Source organism: Halomonas sp. (genome assembly GCF_034520545.1).
In the GTDB taxonomy this organism is placed as follows: domain Bacteria; phylum Pseudomonadota; class Gammaproteobacteria; order Pseudomonadales; family Halomonadaceae; genus Halomonas.
Genome location: NZ_JAXHNN010000009.1, coordinates 263,308 through 289,464, shown reverse-complemented (window position 1 = coordinate 289,464; position 26,157 = coordinate 263,308). Strand labels below are relative to the sequence as shown.

General features: G+C 64.8%; 20 protein-coding genes. 10 read left to right on the top strand and 10 right to left on the bottom strand.

The annotated features are described in order from the left end of the window. Window positions 1–43: 43 nt before the first annotated feature. The 3 genes from ylqF (at window position 44) to htpX (ending at window position 3,376) form a co-directional block, all read left to right on the top strand. On the top strand, window positions 44–1,009 hold the full coding sequence (ylqF, locus tag U5L98_RS06330; RefSeq protein ID WP_322557489.1) for a ribosome biogenesis GTPase YlqF: 966 nt from the start codon (window positions 44–46) through the stop codon (window positions 1,007–1,009). A gap of 116 nt (window positions 1,010–1,125) precedes the next feature. After that, a complete protein-coding gene (locus U5L98_RS06325; protein WP_322557488.1) occupies window positions 1,126–2,355 on the top strand; it encodes a pyridoxal phosphate-dependent aminotransferase in 1,230 nt (409 codons plus the stop codon). Window positions 2,356–2,476: 121 nt separating this feature from the next. Continuing rightward, entirely contained in the window at window positions 2,477–3,376 is a 900-nt protein-coding gene (gene htpX, locus U5L98_RS06320) for a protease HtpX (protein ID WP_322557487.1), read from the top strand. 58 nt (window positions 3,377–3,434) lie between these two features. Here the strand turns inward: htpX and pdxB are convergent, their stop codons facing one another. Beyond that, the gene (gene pdxB, locus U5L98_RS06315; RefSeq protein WP_322557486.1) at window positions 3,435–4,598 is read right to left on the bottom strand and encodes a 4-phosphoerythronate dehydrogenase PdxB; all 1,164 of its coding nucleotides are present in this window, start codon (window positions 4,596–4,598) and stop codon (window positions 3,435–3,437) included. 117 nt (window positions 4,599–4,715) lie between these two features. Here pdxB and U5L98_RS06310 point away from each other — a divergent pair, with 117 nt between their 5' ends. Then, window positions 4,716–4,997 carry a hypothetical protein gene (locus U5L98_RS06310; RefSeq protein WP_322557485.1) on the top strand — a complete coding sequence of 94 codons (282 nt, stop codon included), beginning with the start codon at window positions 4,716–4,718 and terminating at the stop codon, window positions 4,995–4,997. 3 nt (window positions 4,998–5,000) lie between these two features. Here the strand turns inward: U5L98_RS06310 and U5L98_RS06305 are convergent, their stop codons facing one another. Continuing rightward, window positions 5,001–5,348 carry a glutaredoxin family protein gene (locus tag U5L98_RS06305; protein ID WP_322557484.1) on the bottom strand — a complete coding sequence of 116 codons (348 nt, stop codon included), beginning with the start codon at window positions 5,346–5,348 and terminating at the stop codon, window positions 5,001–5,003. 19 nt (window positions 5,349–5,367) lie between these two features. After that, window positions 5,368–7,557 carry a bifunctional 23S rRNA (guanine(2069)-N(7))-methyltransferase RlmK/23S rRNA (guanine(2445)-N(2))-methyltransferase RlmL gene (gene rlmKL / locus U5L98_RS06300; RefSeq protein ID WP_322557483.1) on the bottom strand — a complete coding sequence of 730 codons (2,190 nt, stop codon included), beginning with the start codon at window positions 7,555–7,557 and terminating at the stop codon, window positions 5,368–5,370. Between the two features lie 264 nt (window positions 7,558–7,821). On the opposite strand from rlmKL, the gene rmf reads away from it, so the two are divergent. Continuing rightward, the gene (gene rmf, locus U5L98_RS06295; protein ID WP_082042631.1) at window positions 7,822–8,028 is read left to right on the top strand and encodes a ribosome modulation factor; all 207 of its coding nucleotides are present in this window, start codon (window positions 7,822–7,824) and stop codon (window positions 8,026–8,028) included. A 78-nt stretch (window positions 8,029–8,106) separates the two neighbouring features. Here rmf and U5L98_RS06290 read toward each other — a convergent pair whose 3' ends face one another. Next, on the bottom strand, window positions 8,107–9,138 hold the full coding sequence (locus U5L98_RS06290) for a quinone-dependent dihydroorotate dehydrogenase (RefSeq protein ID WP_322557482.1): 1,032 nt from the start codon (window positions 9,136–9,138) through the stop codon (window positions 8,107–8,109). Window positions 9,139–9,337: 199 nt separating this feature from the next. On the opposite strand from U5L98_RS06290, the gene mgtE reads away from it, so the two are divergent. Next, window positions 9,338–10,690 (top strand): magnesium transporter, encoded by a 1,353-nt coding sequence (mgtE, locus tag U5L98_RS06285; RefSeq protein WP_322557481.1) that lies wholly within the window; start codon window positions 9,338–9,340, stop codon window positions 10,688–10,690. 96 nt (window positions 10,691–10,786) lie between these two features. Here the strand turns inward: mgtE and U5L98_RS06280 are convergent, their stop codons facing one another. The 4 genes from U5L98_RS06280 to U5L98_RS06265 form a co-directional block, all read right to left on the bottom strand. Then, the gene (locus U5L98_RS06280) at window positions 10,787–15,628 is read right to left on the bottom strand and encodes an NAD-glutamate dehydrogenase (RefSeq protein WP_322557480.1); all 4,842 of its coding nucleotides are present in this window, start codon (window positions 15,626–15,628) and stop codon (window positions 10,787–10,789) included. Between the two features lie 177 nt (window positions 15,629–15,805). Next, complete coding sequence (gene trmA / locus U5L98_RS06275) at window positions 15,806–16,942, bottom strand: tRNA (uridine(54)-C5)-methyltransferase TrmA (protein WP_322557479.1); 1,137 nt, start codon at window positions 16,940–16,942, stop codon at window positions 15,806–15,808. An 89-nt stretch (window positions 16,943–17,031) separates the two neighbouring features. Further along, a complete protein-coding gene (gene murI, locus U5L98_RS06270) occupies window positions 17,032–17,808 on the bottom strand; it encodes a glutamate racemase (RefSeq protein WP_322557478.1) in 777 nt (258 codons plus the stop codon). A gap of 167 nt (window positions 17,809–17,975) precedes the next feature. Next, the gene (locus U5L98_RS06265) at window positions 17,976–18,521 is read right to left on the bottom strand and encodes a hemerythrin domain-containing protein (protein ID WP_322557878.1); all 546 of its coding nucleotides are present in this window, start codon (window positions 18,519–18,521) and stop codon (window positions 17,976–17,978) included. Window positions 18,522–18,734: 213 nt separating this feature from the next. Between U5L98_RS06265 and U5L98_RS06260 the strand changes: the two genes are divergently transcribed. After that, on the top strand, window positions 18,735–20,072 hold the full coding sequence (locus U5L98_RS06260) for a replication-associated recombination protein A (protein ID WP_322557477.1): 1,338 nt from the start codon (window positions 18,735–18,737) through the stop codon (window positions 20,070–20,072). Window positions 20,073–20,181: 109 nt separating this feature from the next. Here the strand turns inward: U5L98_RS06260 and lolA are convergent, their stop codons facing one another. Together lolA and U5L98_RS06250 are read right to left on the bottom strand one after the other, a co-directional pair. Then, window positions 20,182–20,811: an outer membrane lipoprotein chaperone LolA gene (gene lolA / locus U5L98_RS06255; protein WP_322557476.1), complete on the bottom strand. Its 630-nt coding sequence runs from the start codon at window positions 20,809–20,811 to the stop codon at window positions 20,182–20,184. A gap of 114 nt (window positions 20,812–20,925) precedes the next feature. Further along, window positions 20,926–24,045, bottom strand: coding sequence for a DNA translocase FtsK (locus U5L98_RS06250; RefSeq protein ID WP_322557475.1), 3,120 nt, complete (start codon window positions 24,043–24,045; stop codon window positions 20,926–20,928). 155 nt (window positions 24,046–24,200) lie between these two features. On the opposite strand from U5L98_RS06250, the gene aat reads away from it, so the two are divergent. From aat to infA, 3 genes are all read left to right on the top strand, one after another. Beyond that, complete coding sequence (gene aat, locus U5L98_RS06245; protein WP_322557474.1) at window positions 24,201–24,935, top strand: leucyl/phenylalanyl-tRNA--protein transferase; 735 nt, start codon at window positions 24,201–24,203, stop codon at window positions 24,933–24,935. Window positions 24,936–24,966: 31 nt separating this feature from the next. After that, window positions 24,967–25,704: an arginyltransferase gene (locus tag U5L98_RS06240; protein ID WP_322557473.1), complete on the top strand. Its 738-nt coding sequence runs from the start codon at window positions 24,967–24,969 to the stop codon at window positions 25,702–25,704. Window positions 25,705–25,838: 134 nt separating this feature from the next. After that, entirely contained in the window at window positions 25,839–26,057 is a 219-nt protein-coding gene (infA, locus tag U5L98_RS06235; protein ID WP_040185975.1) for a translation initiation factor IF-1, read from the top strand. Window positions 26,058–26,157: the final 100 nt, after the last annotated feature.

The window sequence follows — 26,157 nt, the reverse complement described above, 5'->3', positions numbered from 1 at the left end:
GATGGGCGGCCATTTTCATTCAAGCGCATGCAGGAGAGGCTCGATGCTCGGCTGGTACCCGGGACACATGAACAAGGCGCGCCGGCAGATCCTCGAGGCACTACCGGAGATCGACGTGGTGATCGAGGTGCTGGACGCCCGCCTGCCCTACTCCAGCGCCAACCCCATGCTGGCCGAGCTGACCCGCCACAAGCCGGTCTTGAAGATTCTCTCGCGGGCCGACCTCGCAGACCCCGAGCGAACCCGCGAGTGGGTCGGTTTCTTCGACGCTCAGGACGACATGCGCGCCCTGGCAGTGACCACCACCAACGCCCGGGAGCTCAAGCGCATCCCCAAGCTTTGCCATGAGCTGGCCGGCCAGGTACGCGCCGACCGCGACGTGCGGGTGATGGTCATGGGCATTCCCAACGTCGGCAAATCGACCCTGATCAACGGCCTGGCGGGGCGAACCATCGCCAAGACCGGCAATGAACCGGCGGTAACCAAGCGCCAGCAGAGGGTACGCATCGGTGGCCGCGTGGCGTTGACCGATACCCCCGGCGTGCTGTGGCCCAAGATCGAGGACCAGGCAAGCGCCCACCGCCTGGCCACCAGCGGTGCCATCCGCGATACCGCCATCGACTACGTGGAGGTCGCAGTGGTCGCCGCTGCCGAACTTGCCAGGCGCTACCCCGAGGCCCTCAAGGCGCGCTACAAGCTCAAGGCCCTGCCCGAGTACATTCCCCACCCTGAGGCCGAGCGCGTCGAGGCCGATGGCCCGATACGGGTCGACCTGCTCGCCCTGGCCGGTTTCGATGGCCATGCGATCCTCGCCGAGATTGCTGGCAAGCGCGGCGGCCTGCGCCCCGGGGGCGAGGTCGACTTGCACCGCGGTGCCGAGGTGCTGCTCCACGAGCTGCGTGACGGCAAGCTGGGCCGGTTGACCCTGGAAACACCGGCGGACATTCCGCCGGCGCCCGCGGCGGAGCCGCATAATTTCCATGGGCAGCATAATAACGAACTGACATGACAGGCTCAGGGGCGCCGGGGACAGGTCGAAGAGGATAAAGAAAGCCCTGTCGCCGGGTCAGCCCCGACCACACGCAAGCATTGGGGATAACCCCTGGAAACTGGACACCGAACGATATGGACACTCCCCCAATCAGGAAATCGCACAAGCTCGAGAATGTCTGCTATGACATCCGCGGCCCGGTGCTCGAACATGCCAAGCGGCTCGAAGAGGAAGGCCAGCGCGTACTCAAGCTGAACATCGGCAACCCCGCGCCGTTCGGCTTCGAGGCACCGGAGGAGATCCTCCAGGACGTGATGCGCAACCTGCCCACCGCCCAGGGCTATTGTGATTCCAAGGGGCTCTACTCGGCGCGCAAGGCAATCATGCAGGAGTGCCAGCGCAAGAACATACCCAACGTCGGCATCGAGGACATCTACATCGGCAACGGCGTCTCCGAGCTGATCGTGATGGCCATGCAGGCGCTGCTCAACGACGGCGACGAGGTGTTGATCCCGGCCCCCGACTACCCACTGTGGACCGCGGCGGCCAATCTCTCGGGCGGCCATGCCGTGCACTATCTGTGCGACGAGCAGGCCGACTGGGCGCCGGACATGGATGACATCCGAGCCAAGGTTACCGCCCACACCCGGGCCATCGTGATCATTAATCCCAACAACCCCACCGGAGCCGTCTACCCGCCGGCGGTGGTGCGCGAGCTGCTGGAGATCGCCCGGGAACACCACCTGGTGGTGTTTTCCGACGAGATCTACGACAAGATTCTCTACGACGGGGTCGAGCATGTCTCTACCGGGGCACTGGCCGGCGAGGACCAGCTGGTGGTGACCATGAACGGGCTCTCAAAGAGCTACCGCTGCGCCGGCTTTCGCTCCGGCTGGATGATCTTCTCGGGTCACCTCGCCAAACAACGCGCGGCCGATTTCATCCAGGGCGTAACCATGCTCGCCTCGATGCGCCTGTGCGCCAATGTGCCGGCCCAGCATGCCATCCAGACCGCGCTGGGCGGCTACCAGTCGATCAACGACCTGATCCTGCCCGGTGGGCGCCTGCTCGCCCAGCGCGACATCACCGTCGAGAAGCTCAATGCCATCCCCGGGGTCAGCTGCACCCGGCCCAAGGGAGCCCTATACGCCTTCCCGCGGCTCGACCCCAAGGTCTTCAATATCCAGGACGACCAGCAGTTGGTGCTCGACCTGCTGCTGCAGGAAAAGATCCTGCTGGTGCAGGGTACGGCCTTCAACTGGCCCGAGCCCGACCATGTGCGCATCGTCACCCTGCCCTGGGCCGACCAGCTCGAGGACGCTCTGGACCGCTTCGCCCGTTTCCTGTCGCGTTACCGCCAGTAGAGCGACGCATATCCTTTCCGCCCGCCGCTTGAAACCCGGCGGGCATGACCGTATCTAAGCAACAGCTTTTACACGCCGCTGAACGCGGCACCCCCTTCCCGACGACCGGAGTTTTCCGACAATGATGCGAATCCTGCTCTTCCTGGGCACCAACCTGGCGGTGGTAGTGGTGGCCAGCATCACCCTGCGCCTGCTGGGTCTGGAATCCTATCTGCAGTCCCACGGAATGAACATGACGGGACTGCTGATCTTCTGCTTCATCTTCGGCATGGCCGGCTCGATGATCTCGCTGTTCATCTCCAAGTGGATGGCCAAGCGCAGCACCGGCACCGTAGTGATCGAGACGCCATCGAACGACACCGAGAAGTGGCTGGTCGACACTGTCGCGGAACTGGCCCGCGACGCCGGCATCAAGACGCCGGAGGTGGGCATCTTCCCGGCCCAGCAGTCCAACGCCTTCGCCACCGGCTGGAACAAGGACGACGCCCTGGTCGCGGTCTCCGCCGGCCTGCTCAACCGCATGCGCCCCGAGGAGGTGCGCGCGGTGCTGGCGCACGAGATCGGCCACGTCGCCAACGGCGACATGGTTACCCTGGCGTTGATCCAGGGGGTGCTCAACACCTTCGTGATGTTCTTCGCCCGCGTCGTGGCGCAGCTGGTCGACAGTTTCCTGCGGCGCGATGGCGAAGGCGGCCTGGGCTTTCTGGGCTACTTCGCGGTAGTGATCGTCGCCGAGATCGTCTTCGGGCTGATCGCCTCGGCGATCGTCGCCTGGTTCTCGCGCTTCCGTGAGTATCGCGCCGACAGCGCCGGCGCCCAGCTCGCCGGCAGCGGATCCATGATCAACGCCCTGGCTCGCCTCAAGGCCGAGACCGAAATGCCGGATCAGATGCCGGACACCCTGCGCGCCATGGCCATCACCAAGGGCCAGACACGCTCGCTGATGGAGCGGTTCTTTGCCAGCCACCCGCCCCTCGACGATCGCATCCGTGCCCTCAAGGAAGCGGCCTATCGGCAGTAAACCCTGCCCCGTTAAACAGCGGGCCCGCCAATAGGCGGGCCCGCTGTCGATTTTTTTGTCAGGCGGTGGTTACCCGAAAGCCCGCGCCTCTCAACAACGGCGCCAGCTTCCGACTCTCAACGCTCAGCTCGATCTCGAGGGTCGCGAACTCCCGGCGCAGCGGGTAGGCCGCTCTGCAGGCATCGAAGCCTTTCGCCATACCCTGGCGGTACGCCTCGCGGTGCAGGCTGTCGTGGTCACGCCGCACGTCATGAACGGTACGCAGGCACAGGCGCAATGCCTCCTCGGGGCCGAGGCCGGCGTCCAGGACGAGACGTGTGACGGGCGGCGGAGGCGCGAGGTCGGCCAGCGTCAGGCGCGCCGGCAGGCCGACATGCCGGGCCAGGGCACGATAGATCCGGTGAGTGCCGCGCAACTTGCCGTCCAGGCTGTAGCCGGCGACATGCGGCGTGGCGATGGCGGCGAGATCCGCCAGGCCGGTGTCGATGGCAGGCTCGTGCTCCCAGACATCGAGCACCGCGGTGACATCGCCCTGCCCCGCCAGCCGCTGTCGCAGCGCCTGTCCATCCACGCAATCGCCACGTCCGGCATTGAGCAGCACGCAGCCCGGCGCCAGGGCCGCGATGCGCCGGGCATCGAGCAGATGGTGCGTCGGGTGGGGCCCCTCGGTCACCAGGGGAGTATGCAGGCAGAGCACATCGCATTCATCGATCAGGGCATCCAGGTCCTCGAAACCGGCCAGCCCTTCTCCCTCGATACCTTCCGCCTCCACGCGGGGCGGATCGCAGGCCAGGCAGTCGATACCCATCGCCGAGAGACGCTCTTGCAGCCGCCCACCCACGTTGCCCACGCCGACGATGCCCACGCGACGCTCGGTCAACTGCCAGTCCTGTCGCTCGGCCAGGGTCGCCAGGCTGCCCAGCACGTAGTCCACCACCGCCTCGGCGTTGCAGCCCGGAGCGCTCGCGAAGGCGATATCACGCTCGACAAGGGCCTGCTCGTCCACATGGTCGGTGCCGATGGTGCAGGTCCCGACGAAGCGCAGCCGCTCGACATGAGCCAGCAGGGCTTCGTCGACCCGGGTGATAGAGCGAACCACCAGGGCGTCGGCCTCGCGCAGCGCGGCGGCATCGATCTCGCGCCCCGGCAGGCGAATCACCTCGCCCAGCTCTCCGAAGCAGGTCTGCGCGGCGGGCACGTTGGCATCGACGACGATTCTCATGGCGAACTCCCGTCTAGGTGGTGATACGGCTTGTCCAGTGTGCCCAAGCCCTTACAATACCGCCAACTACCACTTGAGCGTCGCAGGACTGCGGCGCCCTCTACCTCGGGAGCTGCCGTGATTATCCGCTGGGAAACCGACCATGACTATGTGCTGGTGCACGTCCATCAGGACATGTTCGGTGACTGGATCTTCAGCCGTGCCTGGGGGCAGATCGGCACCCAGTTCGGCGGCCTGAAGCATCGCCTGGCCGATGACCACGACCAGGCGATGATGTGGCTGGCCGACGAGGCCACCATCCTGTCGTCGAGAGGCTTTGACAAGGTGCTGGAGGCGGAGGACGAAAGCGCCCAGGGACGCGATGCCGTCAGCCAGCTCTCACTGCTGGACTCGCCGTAATCCCTACCCCAGGTAACGTCGCCCACCGCGCAGGGTCGCGCCCTTCGCCGTCTTCGGCGCCCGTTCGCCACTCAGCTGCTCCTGCAGCTGCCGCCAGGCCGCCTCGTCCAGCCAGCCTCGTGCCGCCAGCCAGGCGGCCAGGCGGCCGGGGTCCATACCGCGATCCAGCTCTTGTCCCAACTCGTCCACCAGCACCGGGATACGCACCCCGTAACGTGTGACCAGGGCCTCGTCGTCGCTGATCTCGATCTTTTCCAGCCGATACCGCTCATGGCACAGGGTCGCCAGCAGCGCCTCCAACTGCTCACAGAGATGGCAGCCCAGTGTGGTATAGAGTCTCAGCTCGATCATGCATCTTTCCTTTGACGACTCATGCATCCTCCCGATGGCGGATCAGGAAGCAGTGGTGCAGGTCCGGGCGGCGTTGAAAGTCAGGATCGAATGTCTTCGCGGAGATATCCTTCACATGGAACTGCTCGGCGAGGTCCTCATCCAGCGTGAAGCGCCGCTGGTTGTTGGAGAACACCAGGGTTCCCCCTGGCGCCAGGCGCGCCATGGCCAGGCGCACCAGCCGACCGTGATCGCGCTGGACGTCCAGCGTATCGGCCATCTTCTTGGAATTGGAGAAGGTCGGCGGGTCCAGGAAGATCAGGTCGAACTCACCGCCGGCGGTTTCCAGCCAACGCAGGCAGTCGTCACGCACCAGCCGGTGGCGCGCCGGGTCGAGCCGGTTGAGGGCGAAGTTGTCTCGCGCCCAGTCCAGGTAGGTGTTGGAGAGGTCGACGCTGACGCTCTCGCTAGCCCCGCCCTGCTCCCCTGCTCCCAGGGCCGCCTGGACGGTGGCAGCCCCGGTGTAACAGAAGAGGTTAAGGAAACGCTTGCCGGCGGCCATCTCGCCGAGCAGGCGCCGCACCGGGCGATGGTCGAGAAAGAGGCCGGTATCCAGGTAGTCACGCAGATTGACCCATAGCCGTGCCGACCCCTCGTGCACCTCGAAGCGCTCACCGCTTGCCGCCTGCTTGCGGTACTGCTCCTTGCCGCTCTGCCGCTCGCGGCGCTTGACCACGACCTTCCCGGGGTCAACGCCCAGCACGTCGGGAATCACCCCCAACGCCTCGAACAGTCGCTTCTGGGCCTGGGCGGCATCGATGGACTTCGGTGCGGCATACTCCTGCACATGCACGCGGTCGCCGTAGAGGTCGATGGCCAGGGCATACTCGGGCATATCGGCGTCATAGAGCCGATAGCAGCTCTCGCCGCTTTTCTTGAGCCACTTCTTCAACCGCCGGCGGTTCTTCTCCAGCCGGTTGGCGAACATCTGCGCTCCATTTGAGCGCGAGGGGGCACCTTCCTCGGGCCGTGACTCATCGGCCTCGGGAATGGCCATCAGCAGCAGCTTGGCCTCCAGGGGGCCGTTGCGCAGCGAGTACTGCTTGCGGGCCCGCAATCCTATGCGATGCCCGAGGTCCGGGTTGGCGGTAAAGACCGCCAGCAGCCAGCCCGGGAAGGCCATCTTGACCCGTTCGCCGAGTTGGGCATAGAGGCGAACCAGTTCGGGAAGCTCGCCGAGGCGTTCGCCGTAGGGCGGGTTGGTCATCACCAGCCCGCGGGGCGTGTCGGCCAGCCCTGCGGGACGTTCGAGCCCCGCCAGGGAGGCGCCCTCCAGCTCGATCAGCGCCGGCACGCCGGCACGCATGGCGTTCGCCTTCGCCGCGGCCAGCGCCGGGGGGCTCTCGTCAAAGCCAACTAGCCGCGAGCGACAGCGCTTGCGCCCGATGCTGGCCCGCGCCTCGGCCTCACGGTGCAGTTCACGCCAGCTGTGCTCGTCATGGCCCGCCCAGCCGTGAAAGCCGAAGCGCTCCCTGGCCAGGCCCGGGGCGATATCGGCAGCCATCATGGCGGCCTCGATCAACAGGGTGCCGGCGCCGCATAGCGGATCGACCAGCGGCGCACCCTCGCGAGCCAGCGCCGGCCAGCCGGCGCGCACCAGCAGGGCGGCGGCCAGATTCTCCTTGAGCGGCGCATGTCCGACGTCGCGACGGTAGCCACGGCGATGGAGGCTGTCACCCGAGAGGTCCACGCCCAGGATCAGCCGCCCACGGTGCAGGTGGGCATAGAGGCGAAGATCCGGCTGCCGGGTATCGACGTCGGGGCGCGTCCGTCCCTCGGCGTGGAGACGGTCCACCACCCCGTCCTTGACGGTCTGGGCACCGAAACGAGTGTGGCGTATCGCGTCGGCGCGGCCATGGAAATCCACCGCCAGGGTCACCCCCGGGGCGATATGGCGTCGCCAGTCGATCGCCGCGGCGGCGGTACGCAGCGCCTCGGGGGTCTCGATGCCTTCCTCTTGCGCCAGACAGAGCACCAGCCGATTGGCCAGGCGCGACCACAGGCAGATGCGGTAAGCACTCTCGAGGCTCGCGCGCAGGTGAACCCCGGCCACCGTGGTCTTGCCGGGCACGGCGCCCAGGGCGGCAAGCTCGTCGGCCAGCAGCAACTCGATGCCTCGCGGGCAGGTAGCCAGAAAATCCAGTGAATCAGGGCAGTGCAGTTCAGTCATGAAATATCCATCGGCGTGGTACCTGGCCGGGGGTGTGGGCGTGACGGACAGGTGAATGCCTTGTTACAAATCATCGGTCGACAAATGGCGTCACCCTGGGCTATCAATGAGAGAGTAGCTACTAAAAAGACGCATGCGTTCCTGTCAGTGGGCCTCGAGTCGTCGTGCAGCACGGTGTTGCTGCAGAGACCGATGTTGCCCGGGTAAAATGAAACCGGTCTCAAGACTGGTTACTCATCGGTACCTTCATCAAGAGGTAGTCCAATGAAACGACAGAAACGTGATCGCTTCCAGCGTGCCTATGTTCATGGGTACAAGGCGGGTCTCTCGGGTCGTTCCCGCGATGACTGTCCGAGTCAGGATATCAATCTACGCGAGTACTGGATGAGCGGTTGGCGTGAAGGTCGTGGGGATCAATGGTCCGGCATGACGGGAGTCTCCGGCATTCACAAGAACCCCATGGTAATGTGACTTCCATGATGTGATTTCCACATAGTCCGGGTCAGGGACCCATCGTCAGAGGTGTTGACGAACATATCAAGCCCATGGTCACCCCATGGGCTTTTTAGTGACTGCCTGCAGGGCCCGAGCGCACTCCCCTACCAACGCCGGCCCGCGATAGATGAAGCCCGAATACAGCTGCACCAGGTCGGCACCTGCCACCACCTTGGCAACCGCCGCCTCGCCGCTGTCGATGCCACCCACGCCGATGATCGGCATATCGGGGAGCCGGCGACGCAGTTCGCGGATTACCGTGTTCGACGGCTCGAACACAGGACGGCCGGAGAGCCCGCCCTGCTCGTCGGCATGTTCGAGCCCCGCCACCGCCTCGCGGGAAACCGTTGTGTTGGTGGCGATCACCGCGTCGATGGCATTGGCATCGAGGCTGCGTGCCACCAGACCGACCTCCTCCGAGCTCATGTCCGGTGCAATCTTCACCGCAAGGGGCACGCGGCGATCGGTCTCACGATCGAGCCGGTCTCCCTCCTCGCGCAGGGCGCCGAGTAGCGCATTCAGGTGCTCACCGAATTGCAGGTTTCGAAGCCCCGGCGTGTTGGGCGAAGAGATGTTCACAGTGATGTAGTGAGCATGACCATGCACCTGACGCAGGCAGGCCAGGTAGTCGTCCACCGCCTGCTCGACCGGGGTAGTGAGATTCTTGCCGATGTTGATGCCGATCACCCCGTCGTAACGGCTCGTCCGGACCCGGGCGACCAAGTGATCCACCCCAGCGTTGTTGAAGCCCATGCGGTTGATGATGGCACCGGCTTCGGGCAGGCGAAACAGTCGTGGCCGCGGATTGCCCTCCTGGGGCCGCGGCGTCACGGTGCCCACCTCGACGAAGCCGAAGCCCAGCGCACCCAGGGCATCGAGATGGTCGGCGTTCTTGTCGAGCCCGGCAGCCAGGCCGACCCGATTGGGAAAGCGCAGCCCCATCAGCTCCACTGGATCCTCGACCCGGCCGACGCCGACTCGCCCCGCCAGGCCCAGGCGACTGGCCAGGTCGAGTCCCTTCAGGGCAACCCCGTGGGCGGTCTCGGCGTCCAGGCGAAACAGCAGCGAGCGGGCGAGCGAATACATGGCGGCTCCGGACAAGGGTGGCGAACACGGGGCGGGAATTATAGCAGTACGGTGGCTGTGACACGACGCCGACGCCTCGCATGGCAGCCGAGGTCGAGGAGACCCGCGGCGACAGCCAGGGCCCATTTTGTGATCTACTAGTCAAAATCGATGCAATCACGGCCAAGTGGGCCGTGCAGCCGAAGCCAGGGAGACCCATATGGCCGATACCACCGAAACCCTCGAGGACCGCCTATCGCGCATTCATCGGGCGATGGGTGACGAGCAGTTCGATGCCGTCGATGATGTACTGGCCGACCTGGAACCCGCGGAGATCGCCCTGCTGCTGGAGTCTCTGCCGCCGGCGGCGCGTATCCAACTATGGGAACGGGTGCCGGGCGAAGTCGACGGTGAGGTCCTGCTGCACGTACATGACGAGGTGCGTAGCACCCTGCTCGACGACATGGACCATGCCGAGATCGTTGCTGCCACGTCCAACCTTGACACCACGGACCTTGCCGAGATCTTCGAGGACCTGCCCCAGCAGGTAGCCGAGGACATGCTGCGCTCGATGGACGAGCTGCAGCGCAACCGGCTGAAGGAGACCCTATCGTTCGAGGAGGACAGCGCCGGTCGACTGATGCGCACCGATACCATCGCCGTGCGCGCCGACGTCAGCCTGGAAACGGTCAGGCGATTCCTGCGCTGGAAGGAGTCGGTACCCGACAACACCCATTCGCTGATGGTGGTAGACCGTAACGGTTTCTTCCTGGGGGTGCTGCCGCTGGCCCGCCTGGTATCGAACGATCCCGAGATGGCCGTCGCCGACCTGATGGATGACGATGTGGACAGCATCCCGGTGACCATGCATTCCCGAGAGGTGGCTACTCTCTTCCAGACTCACGACCTGGTCTCCGCGCCGGTGGTGGACGAGACCGGCCTGATGCTCGGGCGCATCGTCATCGACGACATCGTCGACGTGATCCGTGAGAATTCCGAACAGGCGTTGATGAACATGGCCGGCCTGGACGAGGAGGAGGACCTCTTCGCCCCGGTGATGCCCAGCGCCAAGCGACGCGCCGTCTGGCTAGGGATCAACCTGATTACCGCCTTCCTGGCCGCCTGGGTGATCGGCCGCTTCGAGGATGCCCTGGACAAGATCGTGGCCCTTGCGGTGCTGATGCCCATCGTCGCCAGCATGGGCGGCATCGCCGGCAGCCAGACCCTCACTCTGGCGATCCGCGGCCTGGCCCTGGGCCAGATCAGTCGTACCAACAGCAGCTGGCTGCTACGCAAGGAGATCGGTATCGCTGCCCTCAACGGCGTACTCTGGTCGCTGGTGGTGGCCGTGCTGGCGGTGCTCTGGTTCGGCAGCATCGGCATCGGCGTGATCATCGCCGCGGCACTCGTGATCAACATGCTGGCCGCCGGCGTCGCCGGCATCGTCATTCCCTTGATGCTCAAGCGCTCGGGCATCGATCCTGCCCTTTCGGGATCGGTGATACTGACCACGGTGACCGACGTGGTGGGGTTCATGGCCTTCCTGGGACTGGCCACGCTTTTCCTGCTGTGACTGTTACCCCGCCAGACACCTAACACTCGCCCCAGCAACAGGAACCCCCGCCATTGGCGGGGGTTCGTGTTGCTTGGCCATGGAGACGCCGGCCGATCAGGTCTCGCGGTTGCTCTCGGCCAGATCGACAAGCTCGCGTACGGCCACCGTGAACAGCGGAAAGCCGCCATGACTGCCGCTGCTCACTTCCTCAAGCAGGCGGCACCAGCGCTGGTGCATGCCATGGTGGAGCGAGAGCCACTGCTCCACCCGCTCCGTTGAGTCGCTCGATCCATCTTCCATGCCCAGCACGCTGGTAGTCAGCGCCAGCTGCTGGCGATCGATGTCGTCGCGGAAGGTCTCGCGTGCCTGAGCCTGCCAGCTATCGCGCACCTTGAGGTCGGTAATCTGCTGGACCATCCACGGCAGCTCCAGGCGATCGCCAATCTCGTAGTACACCTCGGCCACGCGCTGGGGATCCTCGTTGGTCTGGCGTGCCGTCTGGATGATGCCGAGTGCCGCATAAAGGCTCCCGGCGGCCGCCACGGTCGCGGCCAGGGCCTCCGGCAGACCGGCCTCCGTCAGCTCGTTGCGACGAACTTCCCAGGCATTGAACTCCTCGCCACGCAGGCGCTCGCCGATATTTTCCTGCAGCTGTGCCAGACGTGGGGCGAAGAAGTCGATGGCATCCCGAGTGCTCATGCCGGTGCGGTTGCGCAGGAACCAGCGAGTGGCACGGCGTAGCATGCGCATCAGGTCGAGCATCACGCTGTACTGCACCGCGCACGGCACCTGGTTATCCAGCGCTTCGACCTGCTCCCAGATGCCAGGCAGCTGGAAGCTGTCGCGCGCTACCACGTAGGAGCGGGCGATGGTGGCACGATCGGCGCCGGTAGAATCGATCAGCCGGCGCACGAAGACGATGCCCATGTGGTCGACCAGATCGTTGGCCACCTGGGTGGCAACGATCTCGCGCTTCAGGCGGTGGTCATACATTTCCTCCTTGTAGCGCTCGACGAGCACCGCGGGGAAGATCCGCTCGACGAACTTGACGATGGTCGGGTCGTCGGGCAAATCCGAGGCGATCAGGTCGCCCTTAAGCACACTCTTGGCGTAGGAGATCAACACCGAGAGTTCCGGCAGCAGCATGCCCTGCTCGTTGGCAGCACGCTCCTTGAGCACCTCGTCGTCGGGCAGGAACTCCAGCTCGCGGTCGATCTGGCCAACGGCCTCCAGTTCGCTGATAAAACGCCGGAAGGGGCCGATGCCCTGACGGGAGAGAAGCTCGGCGAGATCCAGCGCCTGGGTCTGGCGATAGTTGTCCAGCAGCACCAGGTCAGAGACTTCACCGGTCATGTCGGCAAGCAGCTTGTTGCGCTGCTTTTCGGTCATGTCGCCGCGCTTGACCACCTCGTCGATGAGGATCTTGATGTTGACCTCATGGTCGGAGCAGTTGACCCCGCCGGCATTGTCGATGAAGTCGGTGGTGACGCGGACGCCCCGGGCAGCCGCCTCCATGCGCCCGCGCTGGGTGAAGCCGAGGTTGCCGCCCTCGCCGATGACCCGGCACTGCAGTTCACGGCCATCGATACGCAGGCTATCGTTGGCCTTGTCTCCCACCTGGGCGTCGGTCTCCTCGCTGCCCTTGACGTAGGTGCCGATACCGCCGTTCCACAGCAGGTCGACCCGTGACTTGAGCATGGCGCGGATCAGCTCGTTGGGGGCGAGCTTGTCCTCCTTGATACCGAACAGCGTCTTCATCTGCTTGGAGATGGCGATGGTCTTGGCCGAGCGCTTGAAGATTCCACCGCCCTCCGAGATCAGGCCGGTATCATAGTCTTCCCAGCTCGAGCGCGGCAGGTCGAACAGACGCTGGCGCTCGGCGAAGCTCGACGCCGCATCCGGGGTCGGATCGACGAAGATATGCATGTGGTTGAAGGCCCCCACCAGGCGGATCCTGTCGGAGAGCAGCATGCCGTTGCCGAACACGTCGCCCGCCATGTCGCCGATGCCGAGCACCGTGAACTCGTCCTGCTGGGTGTTCAGCCCCAGGCCGCGGAAGTGGCGCTTGACCGACTCCCAGGCCCCCTTGGCGGTGATGCCCATCTTCTTGTGGTCATAGCCGTTGGCCCCGCCCGAGGCGAAGGCATCGCCCAGCCAGTGGCCGTACTCGAGGGAGATCTCGTTGGCGATGTCGGAAAAGGTCGCGGTGCCCTTGTCGGCGGCCACCACCAGGTAGGCATCATCATCATCGTGGCGTACCACGTCCGCAGGAGGCACGATCTCGCCGCCCACGCGGTTGTCGGTGACATCGAGAAGGGCCCGGATGAAGATCTTGTAGCAGGCGATGCCCTCCTTCTGGATGGCGTCGCGGTCACCGCCCTCGGGAAGACGCTTGCAGACGAAGCCGCCCTTGGCACCCACCGGCACGATCACCGCGTTCTTGACCTGCTGCGCCTTGACCAGACCCAGCACCTCTGTGCGGAAGTCCTCGAAGCGGTCGGACCAGCGCAACCCACCCCGTGCGACCTTGCCACCGCGCAGATGCACCCCCTCCACTCGCGGGGAGCAGACGAAGATCTCGTAGGCCGGTCGCGGCTTGGGCATGCCGGTGACCCGGGACGGCTGCATCTTATAGGAAATATAATCCTTGTGACGGCCATCAGGCCCCGGCTGGTAGTAGTTGGTGCGCTGGGTCGCCTGGATCAGTTCCATGTAGCGGCGCAGCAGCTGATCATCATTGAGGCTGGCGACATCATCGAGGAGCCGGATGATGCGCGCCGTGCATGCCTCTATCTCGCCCTCCGGCGGGCGTTCAGCCGGGTCGAAGCGCAGTTCGAAGAGAGTCACCAGCTCACGGGTGATCTCCGGATGGTTGACGAGGGTGTTGGCCATGTAGTTCTGGGAGACGCCGAAGCGGATCTGCTTCAGGTAGCGGGCATAGCCCCGCAGCATTGCAACCTCGCGCCAGTCCAGGTTGGCGCCGATGATCAGCCGGTTGAAGGGGTCGTTGTCGGCGTCCCGGTTCCAGATGCGCTGGAAGGCCTCGATAAAGGAATCGCGCATCTCCTGCAGGTTGACCTCTGTGCTGGTGTGGTGCTCCAGGTCGAAGTCGTGGATCCAGTAACTGCCATCGCGCGCCTCAAGCTCGTAGGGACGCTCGCCGATCACCCGCAGCCCGAGGTTCTCCATCATGGGCAGTACGTCGGAGAGCGGGATGGGCTGGTCACGGTGGAACAGCTTGAGGTTGACCCCGCTACCTTCCTCCTCGACAAGCCGGTAAAGGGAGAGTGCCAACGGGCTGCCGTCATCCAGCTCGCTGATGTGCTGCAGGTCGTAGACCGCGGTACGCGCCGAGAAGTCGTCGCGATAGCTGGCGGGGAAGGCATCGCGGAAGCGGTCCATCAGCAGATTGGCTTGCTCCTCGCCGAACCCCTCGATGGCGGCACCCTGGAGGTCGTCACGCCAGTTGCGGGCCAGCGTCGCCAGCTTGGCTTCCAGGCGGCGCAGGTCGTAGTCCGCTGGCTGATCACCCTTGAAGCGCAGGATGAACTGGATGCGGGCCAGTACCGATTCAGACAGGTAGGTGTTGAAGTCGCCGAAGTTGGCATCGAGCTCTTCGCAAAGCAGGTCCTGGATGCGTAGGCGCAATTCCGTGGAAAACACGTCACGCGGCACGAAAGCCAGACACGAGTAGAACCTGCCGGAACGGTCCTCCCGGACGAACAGCCTCACCCGACGCCGCTCGCGCATGTCGAGGATACCCAGGGCCGTCTGAGTCAGCTCGTCGGTATCGATCTGGAAGAGGTCGTCGCGGGGATAGACCTCGAGGATGTGCAGCAGGTGCTTGCCGTTATGGCCCTTGGGATTGAAGCCGGAGTTATCCATCACCGTCTTGAGCTTGCGGCGCAGGATCGGCACGTTACGCGGCGACTCATTGTAAACGGTAGCGGTAAACAGGCCGAGGAAGCGCCGTTCACCGATCACCCGCCCCTGGTCATCATAGCGATCGATCGAGATGTAGTCGGGGTAGGTGGGGCGATGAATTCGCGCATGGTGGGCGCTCTTAGCGAAAGACAGCAGCTGAGGCACCAGTACGTAGTGGTCACCCTCGATCCCCTGGTCGGTACGGATACGCTCGCGATAGCGCGGCTGGTCGAGGCGGAACACGCCCAGCACACTGTTCTCGTCGCGGTCCAGACGCTGTCGTCCCTCGCCCTCGTGAACGACATACTCGTCATAGCCAAGAAAGGTGAAGTTATCGTGCAACAACCATTCGACGAAGGCGATGGCCTCCTCGTGGTCCTCGGCATCGACCTGCTCGGGACGCGAGGCCTTGAGCTCGGCAAGCGCTGCACGAGCCTGCTCACGCATGGGCTCGAAGTCGGCCACGGCAATGCGCACATCGCCCAGCACTTCCTGCAGGCTCGTCTCTATTTCCTCGAGCAGCGTCGGATCCGAGTGGCGATCAATCTCGATGGCGATCAGCGACTCCCGACCCTGCGGGGCATTGTCTTGATGAGTCGAGGTGACCCACTCGAGTCGGTGCTGACTGTCGCGTTCCGTCGCCAGCACGGCATTGTGAATGGCATGGACCGTCATGCCGCGACGGTTGAGTTCGATACGTACCGAGTCGACCAGGAAGGGCATATCCTCATGGAGGACGGCAATGAAAGTATGCGTGGATTGCCAGCCATGCTGCTCGAAATCGGGGTTGAACACCCGGACCTTGGGATCATCCGGGTCGAAGTGCTGCAGGAAGTGCCACACGGAGAGGGTGGCACCATAGATGTCGTCGAGACGGCGGTCGGCCAGGTCGTCGAGCGGTACCGTGGCATAGAAATGGCGGGCGAAGTCACTGACCTGGGCGGCCTTGCCCTCGTCCAGACGGCCTTGCAGCCGCTCCTCGAGTTGCTTGAGCAGATCCTGGCGGGTCTCCTCGTGTGCGACGTGTTGCATCCATCACCTCGGCTACCTGCGGCCGCCCGAGGCGGCCGGGAAAACTTGACGTGGCGGCCTCCTGGCCGCATCGCCTTCCAGCTTACGTCACTTCCCGAGCCCACCCCAGCCACATACCTCTTCGCTCATGGAGCATGTCGGTTGCGCATCGCCGCTTGACATCGAGCCGCTCATGTCTCAGCCCGTGACGCATGCGTCACGACGCTCTAGCAGGACCCCACATTCACAGTGATGCGTCCAGGGAAACTGGTCGAAGAGCGCGAAACGCCGGATGTCGTGTGTGCGGCTCAGCGTCTCGAGATTGTCGGCCAGGGTCTCGGGATTACATGAAATATAGACGATACGCGCATACTCGCTGAGTTGTTGGCAGCTCTCTTCATCGAGACCCGCCCGAGGCGGGTCGACCAGCACCGTTGAGAAGGCATAGTCATCGAGGGCCATCTCAGCCACTCGGCGCCCCCCCTTCTCACCTTTCAAGGCCTGGGAGAACTCCTCGGCAGACATGCGACCGACCTCGGCATTGCCGATGCCGTTGGCTTCCAGGTTGACTCGAGCACTGGCCACCGAGGTACGTGAGATCTCGGTGGCCAGGACCCGTCGGAAGTTGTCGGCCAACGCTACGGTGAAGTTGCCGTTGCCGCAGTAGAGCTCCACCAGATCGCCGCTCTGGCTGCCGCGGGTGACATCCCGGGCCCAGGCCAGCATGGCGCGACAGATCTCGGCATTGGGCTGGGTGAAGCTGTTCTCCACTTGCTGGTAGACCAGCGCTTCGCCGTCCACCTCGAGGCGCTCCCAGACATGGTCACGCGCCAGCACCAGTCGCTGCTTGCGAGCGCGGCCAATGATCATGATTCCCAGCGCCTGCTGAAGGGCTCGGGCCTCGGCCTCCCACGCCTCGTCGAGCCGGCGATGGTAGATCAGGGTAACCAGTGCCTCGCCGGAGAGGGTGGTGAGGAACTCGACCTGGAACAGCCGGCGGCGCAACAGGTCGTTGTCGCGGATGGCATCGAGCAGGCGCGGCATGAGCTCGTTGATCTGCCGGCTGGCCACCGGGTAGTGGTCAAGGCGAACCACTGTCTTGCGTTTCGGATCCTCGGGATCGACTTCGGACCCCTGCATTTCGAACATCGCATAGAAGAGCTCATCCCCCTCGTGCCAGAGGCGGAATTCGCAGCGCTGACGAAAGTGACTCGATGGCGAGGGAAACACCTCGAGCGTCGGTGGCGCAAAGCGTGCAAAGTCGCGGGTGATGAGCTCGCGCTTGGCTTCGAGCTGCTGGTCATAGCGGGCGGGGTCGACGACGGGGATGGCCACGGCGGCTCCTGAAACGAAGATGGCAAGATGGAAGATGGAAGATGGCAAGGTAGAGGGAGAAAGCGGCGATGCCGACACGCGAGACCGGCTCAGGCCGGATGCAGCAGCCTCGGGTCGGCAAAGCCGAAGGTGGCCAGCCCCCTGCCCAGGCGTTCAACGCGTGCGGTGACGAAACTCGGCTCACTGCCCTGGCGTGGGGCGGGGGCCGTCACCAACTGGGCTACCCGGCGAGCGATGGCTTCGCCGGAATCGATCCAGGCCACCTGACGCGGTGCCGCCTCGGTCAGCCACGGGCCCAGCAGCGGAAAGTGGGTACAACCCAGGACCACGGTATCCAGTTCGGGATCGTCCCACAGTGGCGAAAGCGCCTGGCGCAGGGTCGCTTGATCGGGACGCTCACCGGCGACCAGACGCTCGGCCTCGGTGACCAGGACATCCGCAGCGACTCGGGTCACCCAGCAGTCGGCGGCAAAATCCTCGATCAACTGCAGGGTATAGGGGCGCGACACGGTGGCACTGGTCGCCAGCAGTCCGATATGGCGGGTGCGGCTCATCCGGGCCGCCGGCTTGATGGCCGGCACGGTACCGACCACGGGAATCGCCAGGCACTCGCGCAGAACATCCAGCGCCAGGGTGCTGGCGGTATTGCAGGCCACCACCAGGACGCTGCAACCGCTGGCCGCAACGGCGGCCTCGCAGACGGCTCGGATTCGCCCCACCAGCCAGGCATCCTGGCGCCGGCCATAGGGCAACATGGCGTTATCACAGGCATAGACCAGAGCGGCTTCGGGAAGACGCCGACGCAGCGCTTGGACCACCGACAGGCCACCGACACCGGAATCGAAGACCAGGATCGGACCCGCCATCAGCCTCTCACCCGGCACCGCAGGGACTGGTGGCGTGGGCAGGTCGATCGGATGGAAAAGGGGAACAGAAGGCACATGACGAAGGATTAGCCGCTTAGAATGCAGGCCATTCTACCCCAGACTCGGGGCCGAGCCGAAACGCCATCCTGATACCGAAGGTGCTGCTATCAGGTCATCGGCTCGGGGGCATCACGCAGTTCGGCATAGAGCTCGGGGTAAGCCTCCTGCAGCCGCTCCAGCTGGGCCTGGGCTCCCTCGGGCAGCGCTGCGGCGAGAGCCTCCAAGTCCTGATCGTTGAAGTTTTCACGGATCAACGGGAACAGCAGCTCACGCTCGTCTCGCAGATAGGCCCGGTGGGCTTCGAGATAGGCCTTGAGGTCCTCGGCAAAACGGTCCATCGGCACCACGGCATCCATCAGGATCATGTCGAGGTCGTTGGACAGCTGCTTGAGCCGCGACTGCAGCGCGCGATAATCCTTGGACAGGCGCTCCGTGACCTCGACACTAGAGGGATCCAACTCCTTGAGGCGTTCAGTGCAGACCTTCTCGAGCGGCTGCGTGAAGCCTTCCTGGTAGTCGAGGATATAGTCGACGACTTCCCGGACCAGCTGGAAGTTGGGACGCTCGCCGGCAGCCAAGGACTTCTGCTTGAGCTGCAGGACGTGCAACATGCGCGCCATGTTGGCATGATCCTGGCGCAACTGCTTCAGCATGGGCATGACGGAAGTCTCCTCTTCTGTTGCGATTGTTCCGCAGAAGGCTGCCCTATTAGATTCGTCGCGGCAAGTGGAGTTCAGCGAGGCGTGACGCTTCGAGCAAGGCGAGTCTGACTCAGGCTAGCCCCTCAAAAGGAATTCCGCCTGTCACCCAAGGTCCTATTGCCTGCGACAAATCCACCCTACCAGGCGTGAGCCAAGGAGTCAGAAATGGATCTCTTCCAGCGCAACACGCCCGATGATTCCGCCCCGCTCGCCTTTCGCATGCGTCCGCGCCGGCTCGCAGACTATTTGGGGCAACAGGCGCTTGTCGGCCCTGGCAAGCCGCTGGCGCGGATGGCCGAAAGCGGCGTGGTGCGCTCGATGATCCTCTGGGGGCCTCCGGGAACCGGCAAGACAACCCTGGCCGAGATCCTCGCCGAGGTGTCAGGCGCGCACCTGGAACACCTCTCGGCGGTGATGGCCGGTGTCAAGGAAATCCGTGCCGCTGTCGATCGGGCCCGCGACAGGCAGACCCGCGAACGTCCCACCCTACTGTTCCTCGACGAGATCCACCGCCTCAACAAGAGCCAGCAGGACGCCCTGCTGCCCCATGTGGAGTCGGGGCTTCTGACACTGATCGGCGCCACGACGGAAAACCCCTCTTTCGAGGTCAACTCGGCGCTGCTCTCCCGTGCGCGAGTGCATGTACTGAAATCGCTCTCCGAGGAGGAACTCGTGGTGGTAATGCAACGGGCTCTGAGCGACGAGGCGCGCGGCCTGGGCACGCGGCACATCCAAGTGGACGACGGAGTACTGGCGCTGCTGGCTCGAGCCGCCGCCGGCGATGCCCGCCGCGCCCTGGGCCTGCTGGAGACTGCCTGTGACTTCACCGTGGTCGAGGGCGACGGCGAGCGCCTGCCTCGTCAGGCACTCGAAGACGTCCTCGGCCACCAGGCCAGCGCCTTCGACAAGCATGGCGACCACTTCTACGATCTGCTTTCGGCGATCCACAAATCGGTACGCTCCTCGCGAACGGACGCGGCCCTCCTCTACATCGCCCGCTTCCTGCAGGGCGGCGGCGACCCGCTGGACGTGATCCGTCGTCTCGCGGCCATCGCGTCGGAAGATGTGGGCAACGCCGACCCGCGCGCCCTGCCTCTGGTGATGGCCGCCTGGGACGCGTATCTGCGCCTGGGTGATTACGAGGGTCAGCGCGCCATCGCCCACGCCGCCATCCATCTCGCCGTGGCGCCCAAGAGCAATGCCATCGACCAGGCCTGGAAGCAGGCCAAGGCCTTCGTGGTGGAGCAGCCTCAGTTAGAGGTGCCAAGCTATCTGCGCAACGCGCCGACCAAGCTGATGGAATCCCTGGGACATGGCCAGGGCTACCGCTATGCACACAACGAGCCCCATGGCTATCCCGCCGGCAGCGCCCATGACTGCTGGCCGACCGCCGTTCCCCAACAGCACTTCTACACGCCCACGGAATACGGCCAGGAGAAGCGCTACGGCCAGCTCATGACCTGGCGGGAGCAGCTAGACAAAGAGGCGGATGGCGGCGCGTAGCGCCAAGGGGCGAGGGGCGAGCTGGATACTCTTGAAACCAAAAGGAGCAAGCGAAGGGGGAGGGGTTCCTTGTCACTTGCTCCTTGTATCTTGAAGCTGGCCGAAGGCCTTAGTGCGTGTCGCGAATCACGTCGGTACCGTCGGGAATCTCGAAGACAAAATGACGGTCGTCCAGCGGCTCGTTCATGCGCACATTGTCGAATTCGATGGCGGTGCGCTGGCCGGTACTGTCGGTCATCTGCAGCAGGTTCAGCACTTCGCCGCGAAAGGTCATCTGCAACTCCTCGAACAGGGTATCGGGATCCTTGGGTACCAGGGTGAAGGTCTCGCTGCTGCCCTGCTGCACACGGGTGACGTCGTAGCTTCCGGTCAGCTCGTCGGCACTGCCGGACAGCAGCAGGGCCGGGGTATGGGTCACCCGCTGGTCCAGCGCCTGTACCGTGGCCTGCTCCAGGTCCGGGTCGTAGAGGGTGACCTCCTCGCCCGCGGAGACCACCAGTTGCTCGTAGGGAGCATCCACTTCCCAGCGGAACTTGCCGGGACGCGACAGCCACATGCGGCCGCGGGCCTCCTGCAGGCGCTGGCCGCTGCCATCGAGGATCTGCTGCTCGAAGTCAGCCACGTAGGTCTCGAGCGGCTCGAGAATATCCGCCAGGCGCTCGGCCCCCTCGCTGGCCAGCGCCGAGATCGGCATGGCGAGGGTCATGGTCAGCGTGGCGAGAATCTTCTTCACTGTCATCGTCTCTATCTCCCTGGACGGATCCATCATGGCTTGATGTTACTCAGACCCGGTGCGCCCCGGCGTGTTGCATCTCCGCGGGGGCTTCCATCATTGCTGCAAGGTTGCAGCGCGTCAGTCGCCCACCGGAGGCGGGGCCAGTACCTCACGCGCGCCGTTGGTACCCATGGTGGAAACAACCCCGGCCACCTCCATGGACTCGACCAGTCGCGCGGCCCGGTTGTAACCGATCTTGAAGCGGCGTTGCACCGCCGAGATGGAGGCCCGACGACTTTCGGTGACGAAGGCCACCGCCTCATCGTAGAGGGCGTCCTGCTCGGCGCCGTCATCACCGCCGCCTTCGGCCTCCAGGCCGACCAGTGCCTCGGCGGAGACGCCGCCGGAGAGAATCTCGTCGATATACTCAGGCTCGCCGCGCCGCTTCCAGTCCTCGACCACCCGGTGTACCTCGTCGTCGTCGACGAAAGCCCCGTGGACGCGGGTGGGCATGCCGGAACCCGCGGGTAGGTAGAGCATATCGCCGTGGCCCAGCAGGTTCTCGGCGCCTCCCTGGTCGAGGATGGTGCGCGAGTCGACCCTGGAGGAGACCTGGAAGGCCATGCGGGTGGGGATGTTGGCCTTGATCAGGCCGGTGACCACGTCCACGGAGGGACGCTGAGTGGCGAGTATCAGATGGATACCGGCGGCCCGAGCCTTCTGAGCCAGCCGCGCGATCAGCTCCTCAACCTTCTTGCCGACAATCATGAACATGTCGGCGAACTCATCGATCACCACCACAATGTAGGGCAGCTTCTCGAGCACAGGGGGTGACTGGTGCATCTCCCAGGGCTGGGGCTCCCAGAGCGGGTCGGCCACCTGGGCACCGGCCCGTTCGGCCTCGTCGAGCTTGCCGTTGAAGCCGGCGATGTTGCGCACGCCCATGGCCGCCATCAGCTTGTAACGACGCTCCATCTCGGCCACGCACCAGCGCAGTGCATTGGCGGCCTCCTTCATGTCGGTGACCACCGGCGCCAGCAAGTGCGGGATGCCGTCGTAGACGGACAACTCCAGCATCTTGGGATCGACCATGATCATGCGCAGCTCGTTGGGTGTCGCCTTGAGCAGCATGGAGATCAACATGCCATTGACGCCAACCGATTTCCCGGAGCCAGTGGTGCCGGCCACCAGCAGGTGGGGCATCTTGCCGAGATTGGCGACCACCGGGCCGCCGCCGATGTCCTGACCCAAGGCCAGGGTCAGCGCCGAGGCCTCCTGTTGGTAGCGATCGGAGTCGATCACCTCGCGCAGGCGAATCATCGCCCGGTGTGGATTGGGAATCTCGATACCCACGGTCGGTCGGCCGGGGATCACCTCGACCACCCGCACGCTCTTGACCATCAGCGAACGCGCCAGATCCTTGGCCAGGTTGCTGATCTTGGAAACCTTCACGCCGGCCGCCGGCTTGATCTCGAAGCGGGTGATCACCGGGCCGGGCCAGGTCTCGACCACTTCGGCCTTGACCCCGTACTCGCGCAGACGCGTCTCCAGCAGTTCGGCCATATCGGCCAGCTGCTCCTCGGAGTAGTTGCGCTGCTGGGGCTGTGGCGGCGTTAGCAGACGCAGGCTGGGCAGGTCACCATCGGGCTCCGGCAATCCGTCGAGCACCGGGCGCTGGCTCTGCAGGTGCTCCACGGTCCACAGCGCTGGGCCCTCGGGTGCGTCGGCAGCCTCGCGCCCCTGCTCAGCGGTTGCCACCTGCGGCGCTGTTTCCGATGAGGGCTCCGACGGAGCAACCCCCGAACCCCGCTGGTCGATCGCGTCCCCTCCATCATCCTTGTCGTCGTCGAACGCCCCCGATGAGGTCGCCGGCGAGGTCTCCGATGAAGAGCGGGCTGGCGGCGCATCGGCCTGCTCGCCCTCGTCAGCGGTATGGTCGCTGCCGGGAGACGTCTCTGCAGGCCCATCGGGGCTCTCCTCGTCACGCTGGGCTCTCAGTGCAGCGCCCTGCCAGGCGGGCATCACCTCGTCATCATCGGGCAACACCGGCTCAGGCACGGTTTCCGGGACACGGCGCGCCCCTCCCTCGTCGGTGTCATCTCCGCGGGTACGCGGTGGCTTGTCAGGCGCGGGGGGAGCATCGGTGGCATCGGGGTCCGGCGTCGTCTCACGCGAACTCTGAGGCATCGTGGCGTCGGCAGGCATCGCCTCGGCGCGGGGCGAAGGCGCGGAAATGCGCTGCCCCCCCTGCGCTGTGAGGGTTATCCGCGGTTCCACGGCCTCACGCGAGGCCTGGGCGGTGTAGGCCGCCTCGGGCTTCTTGGCCGAGGGCGTGCGTTCGGGCACTTCCCAGGGAATATCGGTCTCGCCATCGTTACCGAAACCGGGTTCACGGCGCGAGACCCCGTCGGCGGCCAGCACCGGTTCGGCCGCGCGACGACGGCTACCTCCTGAACGCTGCCACCAGCGCGGGCGAGGATTGGCATCGGGAGAAGCCTCAGGCGAGGCGTCATCAGCTTCCCACGCATCTGACTGGGAGACCGATGACGCGTTACTCTCCCGGGCCTGGTCACGCCGCTCGGCACGTCGTTCGCGCACCAGGCCGAAACGGTCGGCCACCCAGCGCCATAGCAACAGGCTACGGTGGCCCAACTCATCCATCACCGTCAGCCAGGAGAGCCCGGTGAAAAGGGGAAAGCCACAGAGCATGGCGGCCACGGACAGCAGGCCGGTACCCCCCGTGCCCACCAGGGGTAACAAGGCCCCGACAAGCCCCTCGCCGAGGATGCCGCCTGTGGAATAGGGCAAGGGGCCATCAGGGCGGTAGAAGTGCAGCGCCCCCAGGGAGGTGGAACCCAGCAGCAGCAACACTAGACCCCCGCAGCGCACCGCCAGGGCAGTGGCATCCCACTCGAAACGCACCTGACGCGAGCGAATCAGCCACCAGGCGGCAAACCCCAGCATGCCGGGCCACCACAAGGCGCTGACGCCGAACAGCGAGTAGAGCACATCGGCAAGCCAGGCTCCGATAGGCCCCATCCAGTTGGCGACCTCGGTTTCGGGGCCGCTGCGCGACCAGCCCGGGTCCTGCCCATGGAAGCTGTAGAGCGCCAATAGCAGGAACACACAGGCGGCCAGCAGCAGAATCACTACCCCTTCCCGGGCCGATCCCTGCAGCCGCAGCCCGAAGCGCTTCGCCGTCTCCCTGGCATTCGCCGCCGTCACCCGACGTGACGTGGTCCTCTTCTTGACACTCAAGCGGCCATCCCCCTTGCGCCAACATGGCGTCTTCCGGATTTCATTGCGCTCAATCATACCGAGCAAGTGCTCGCCATCACAGGGGCCCGCATGCCTTGAGCCCCAACCTGCCTCGCGGCAGACTGGTCGGGTCGTCAACGAGGAAGACGCTAACCATGCTCCCCTGGCTATCCGACCGGTCTGTGGGCTTTCCGCCCGTCGCATCTGCCCTGCGTGATCCCGACGGCCTGCTGGCCGCCGGCGGGGCCCTCACGCCGGAATGGCTGCTCGCCGCCTATCGCCGCGGCATCTTTCCCTGGTTCAGCGATGACCAGCCGATTCTGTGGTGGAGTCCGGACCCGCGCATGGTGCTGTTTCCGGAAGAGATTCGGGTGCGGCGCAGCCTCGCCAAGCGGCTGCGCAACGCTGGCTTCCGGGTCACCGCCGACACCGCCTTCGAACAAGTAGTGACGGAATGCGCGGCGCCACGCGACGGTCAACCCGGGACCTGGATCACCGACGAGATGCGTGAAGCCTATGTACACTTGCACCGTCTTGGCGCGGCCCGCTCACTGGAAGTGTGGCAAGCCGGCGAGCTGGTGGGCGGCCTGTATGGAGTGGCCATGGGCCCGGTGTTCTTCGGCGAGTCGATGTTCTCGCGGCAGGCGGATGCCTCGAAGGTAGCACTTGTGCAGCTTGCCCGGGCGATGGCCGCCGGCGGAGGTCGGCTGATCGACTGCCAGATGCATACCGGGCACCTGGCCAGCCTGGGAGCCCGGGACATCGCCCGGAGCGAGTTCATCGGCTATCTTGAACAGTGGCTGGGCCATGCCGGCAGTGATCACAGGAAAGCGGATAACGACGTGCTGGCACCGACCTGGTCCTTCGAAGCAATCGACACCATTGCATGACCGGGTCACCGATTCAGAGGAGATGGCAGCCTTGAGCAGCAATGCCCCCCGGCAGCCGGTCAGGGACCTTCGCTTCTTCCTGACCGTGCCCCATGCCTGTAGCTACCTGGAAGGCCGCGAGGCAACCACCCTGTTCCTCGATCCCCAGGAGTCACCTGGTCCAGGGGTCTATGACGCCTTGGCCCTGCTCGGCTTTCGTCGCAGCGGCCGTCACCTCTATCGTCCCCACTGCGATGCCTGCAACGCCTGCATCTCGGTGCGAATCCCGGTGGCAGAATTCTCGCCAGGTCGCACCCAGCGCAAGCTGATCCACCGCAATGCCGATCTGACGCTGCACGTGCGGCCTGCCCTCTTCGATGCCGAGCATTATGCGCTCTATGCCCACTATGTCCGTACCCGTCACGCCGATGGTGACATGTACCCGCCGAGTCACGAACAGTACCGTACCTTCCTGACCCTCGATCAAGCCTACGCCCGGCTGCTGGAATTCCGGCTCGACGGCCGCCTGTTGGCCGTCTCTGCCTTCGACCAGCTCGAGCACGGCCTCTCGGCCATCTATACCTTCTTCGACCCGGCGCCGGAAATGGACCGGCGCTCACTGGGCACCTTCGCCGTACTTTCGCTGATCCAGCGGGCTCTGGACGAGGGGCTGCCTCATGTCTATTTGGGCTACTGGATTCGCGAGTGCCGCAAGATGAACTACAAGCAGTCCTTCCAGCCCCTGGAAATGCTCGACGGCCGCCATTGGCGACGCATGATTGCTCTATAAGGGGTTCAGTGAGCGGCTTCCTTTGCCTTGACGAGCGGCATGCGGCACAATATCGCGCTATCTTGTGGGCACGAGCGGCGAAGCCGAAAGACCGTGCCGCACTGTTTCGTCATCATCAGCGAGGAATCGCCTATATGGCACGTGAAGACCATATCGAAATGGAAGGCGTCGTCGTCGATACCCTTCCCAACACCATGTTCCGCGTCGAACTTGAGAACGGCCACGTGGTTACAGCCCATATCTCGGGCAAGATGCGCAAGCACTATATCCGCATCCTCACCGGCGACAAGGTCAAGGTCGAACTGACCCCTTACGACCTGTCCAAGGGCCGCATCGTCTACCGCGCTCGCTGAGCACCGGCTGGGCTCGCCGCAGCGCCCGATACTCAGCTCGAGCGTCGGCAGCATCCCCCCGATATCAGGCCTGAACGAACAACGCCCCGTCCGTAGACAG

What these genes read in the sequence shown, in the direction of transcription:
- ylqF (WP_322557489.1), top strand. Translation starts at nt 44, where the DNA reads ATGCTCGGCTGGTACCCGGGACACATGAACAAGGCGCGCCGGCAGATC.
- U5L98_RS06325 (WP_322557488.1), top strand. Translation starts at nt 1,126, where the DNA reads ATGGACACTCCCCCAATCAGGAAATCGCACAAGCTCGAGAATGTCTGC.
- htpX (WP_322557487.1), top strand. Translation starts at nt 2,477, where the DNA reads ATGATGCGAATCCTGCTCTTCCTGGGCACCAACCTGGCGGTGGTAGTG.
- pdxB (WP_322557486.1), bottom strand. Translation starts at nt 4,598, where the DNA reads ATGAGAATCGTCGTCGATGCCAACGTGCCCGCCGCGCAGACCTGCTTC.
- U5L98_RS06305 (WP_322557484.1), bottom strand. Translation starts at nt 5,348, where the DNA reads ATGATCGAGCTGAGACTCTATACCACACTGGGCTGCCATCTCTGTGAG.
- rlmKL (WP_322557483.1), bottom strand. Translation starts at nt 7,557, where the DNA reads ATGACTGAACTGCACTGCCCTGATTCACTGGATTTTCTGGCTACCTGC.
- rmf (WP_082042631.1), top strand. Translation starts at nt 7,822, where the DNA reads ATGAAACGACAGAAACGTGATCGCTTCCAGCGTGCCTATGTTCATGGG.
- U5L98_RS06290 (WP_322557482.1), bottom strand. Translation starts at nt 9,138, where the DNA reads ATGTATTCGCTCGCCCGCTCGCTGCTGTTTCGCCTGGACGCCGAGACC.
- mgtE (WP_322557481.1), top strand. Translation starts at nt 9,338, where the DNA reads ATGGCCGATACCACCGAAACCCTCGAGGACCGCCTATCGCGCATTCAT.
- U5L98_RS06280 (WP_322557480.1), bottom strand. Translation starts at nt 15,628, where the DNA reads ATGCAACACGTCGCACACGAGGAGACCCGCCAGGATCTGCTCAAGCAA.
- murI (WP_322557478.1), bottom strand. Translation starts at nt 17,808, where the DNA reads ATGGCGGGTCCGATCCTGGTCTTCGATTCCGGTGTCGGTGGCCTGTCG.
- U5L98_RS06265 (WP_322557878.1), bottom strand. Translation starts at nt 18,521, where the DNA reads ATGCTGAAGCAGTTGCGCCAGGATCATGCCAACATGGCGCGCATGTTG.
- U5L98_RS06260 (WP_322557477.1), top strand. Translation starts at nt 18,735, where the DNA reads ATGGATCTCTTCCAGCGCAACACGCCCGATGATTCCGCCCCGCTCGCC.
- lolA (WP_322557476.1), bottom strand. Translation starts at nt 20,811, where the DNA reads ATGACAGTGAAGAAGATTCTCGCCACGCTGACCATGACCCTCGCCATG.
- aat (WP_322557474.1), top strand. Translation starts at nt 24,201, where the DNA reads ATGCTCCCCTGGCTATCCGACCGGTCTGTGGGCTTTCCGCCCGTCGCA.
- infA (WP_040185975.1), top strand. Translation starts at nt 25,839, where the DNA reads ATGGCACGTGAAGACCATATCGAAATGGAAGGCGTCGTCGTCGATACC.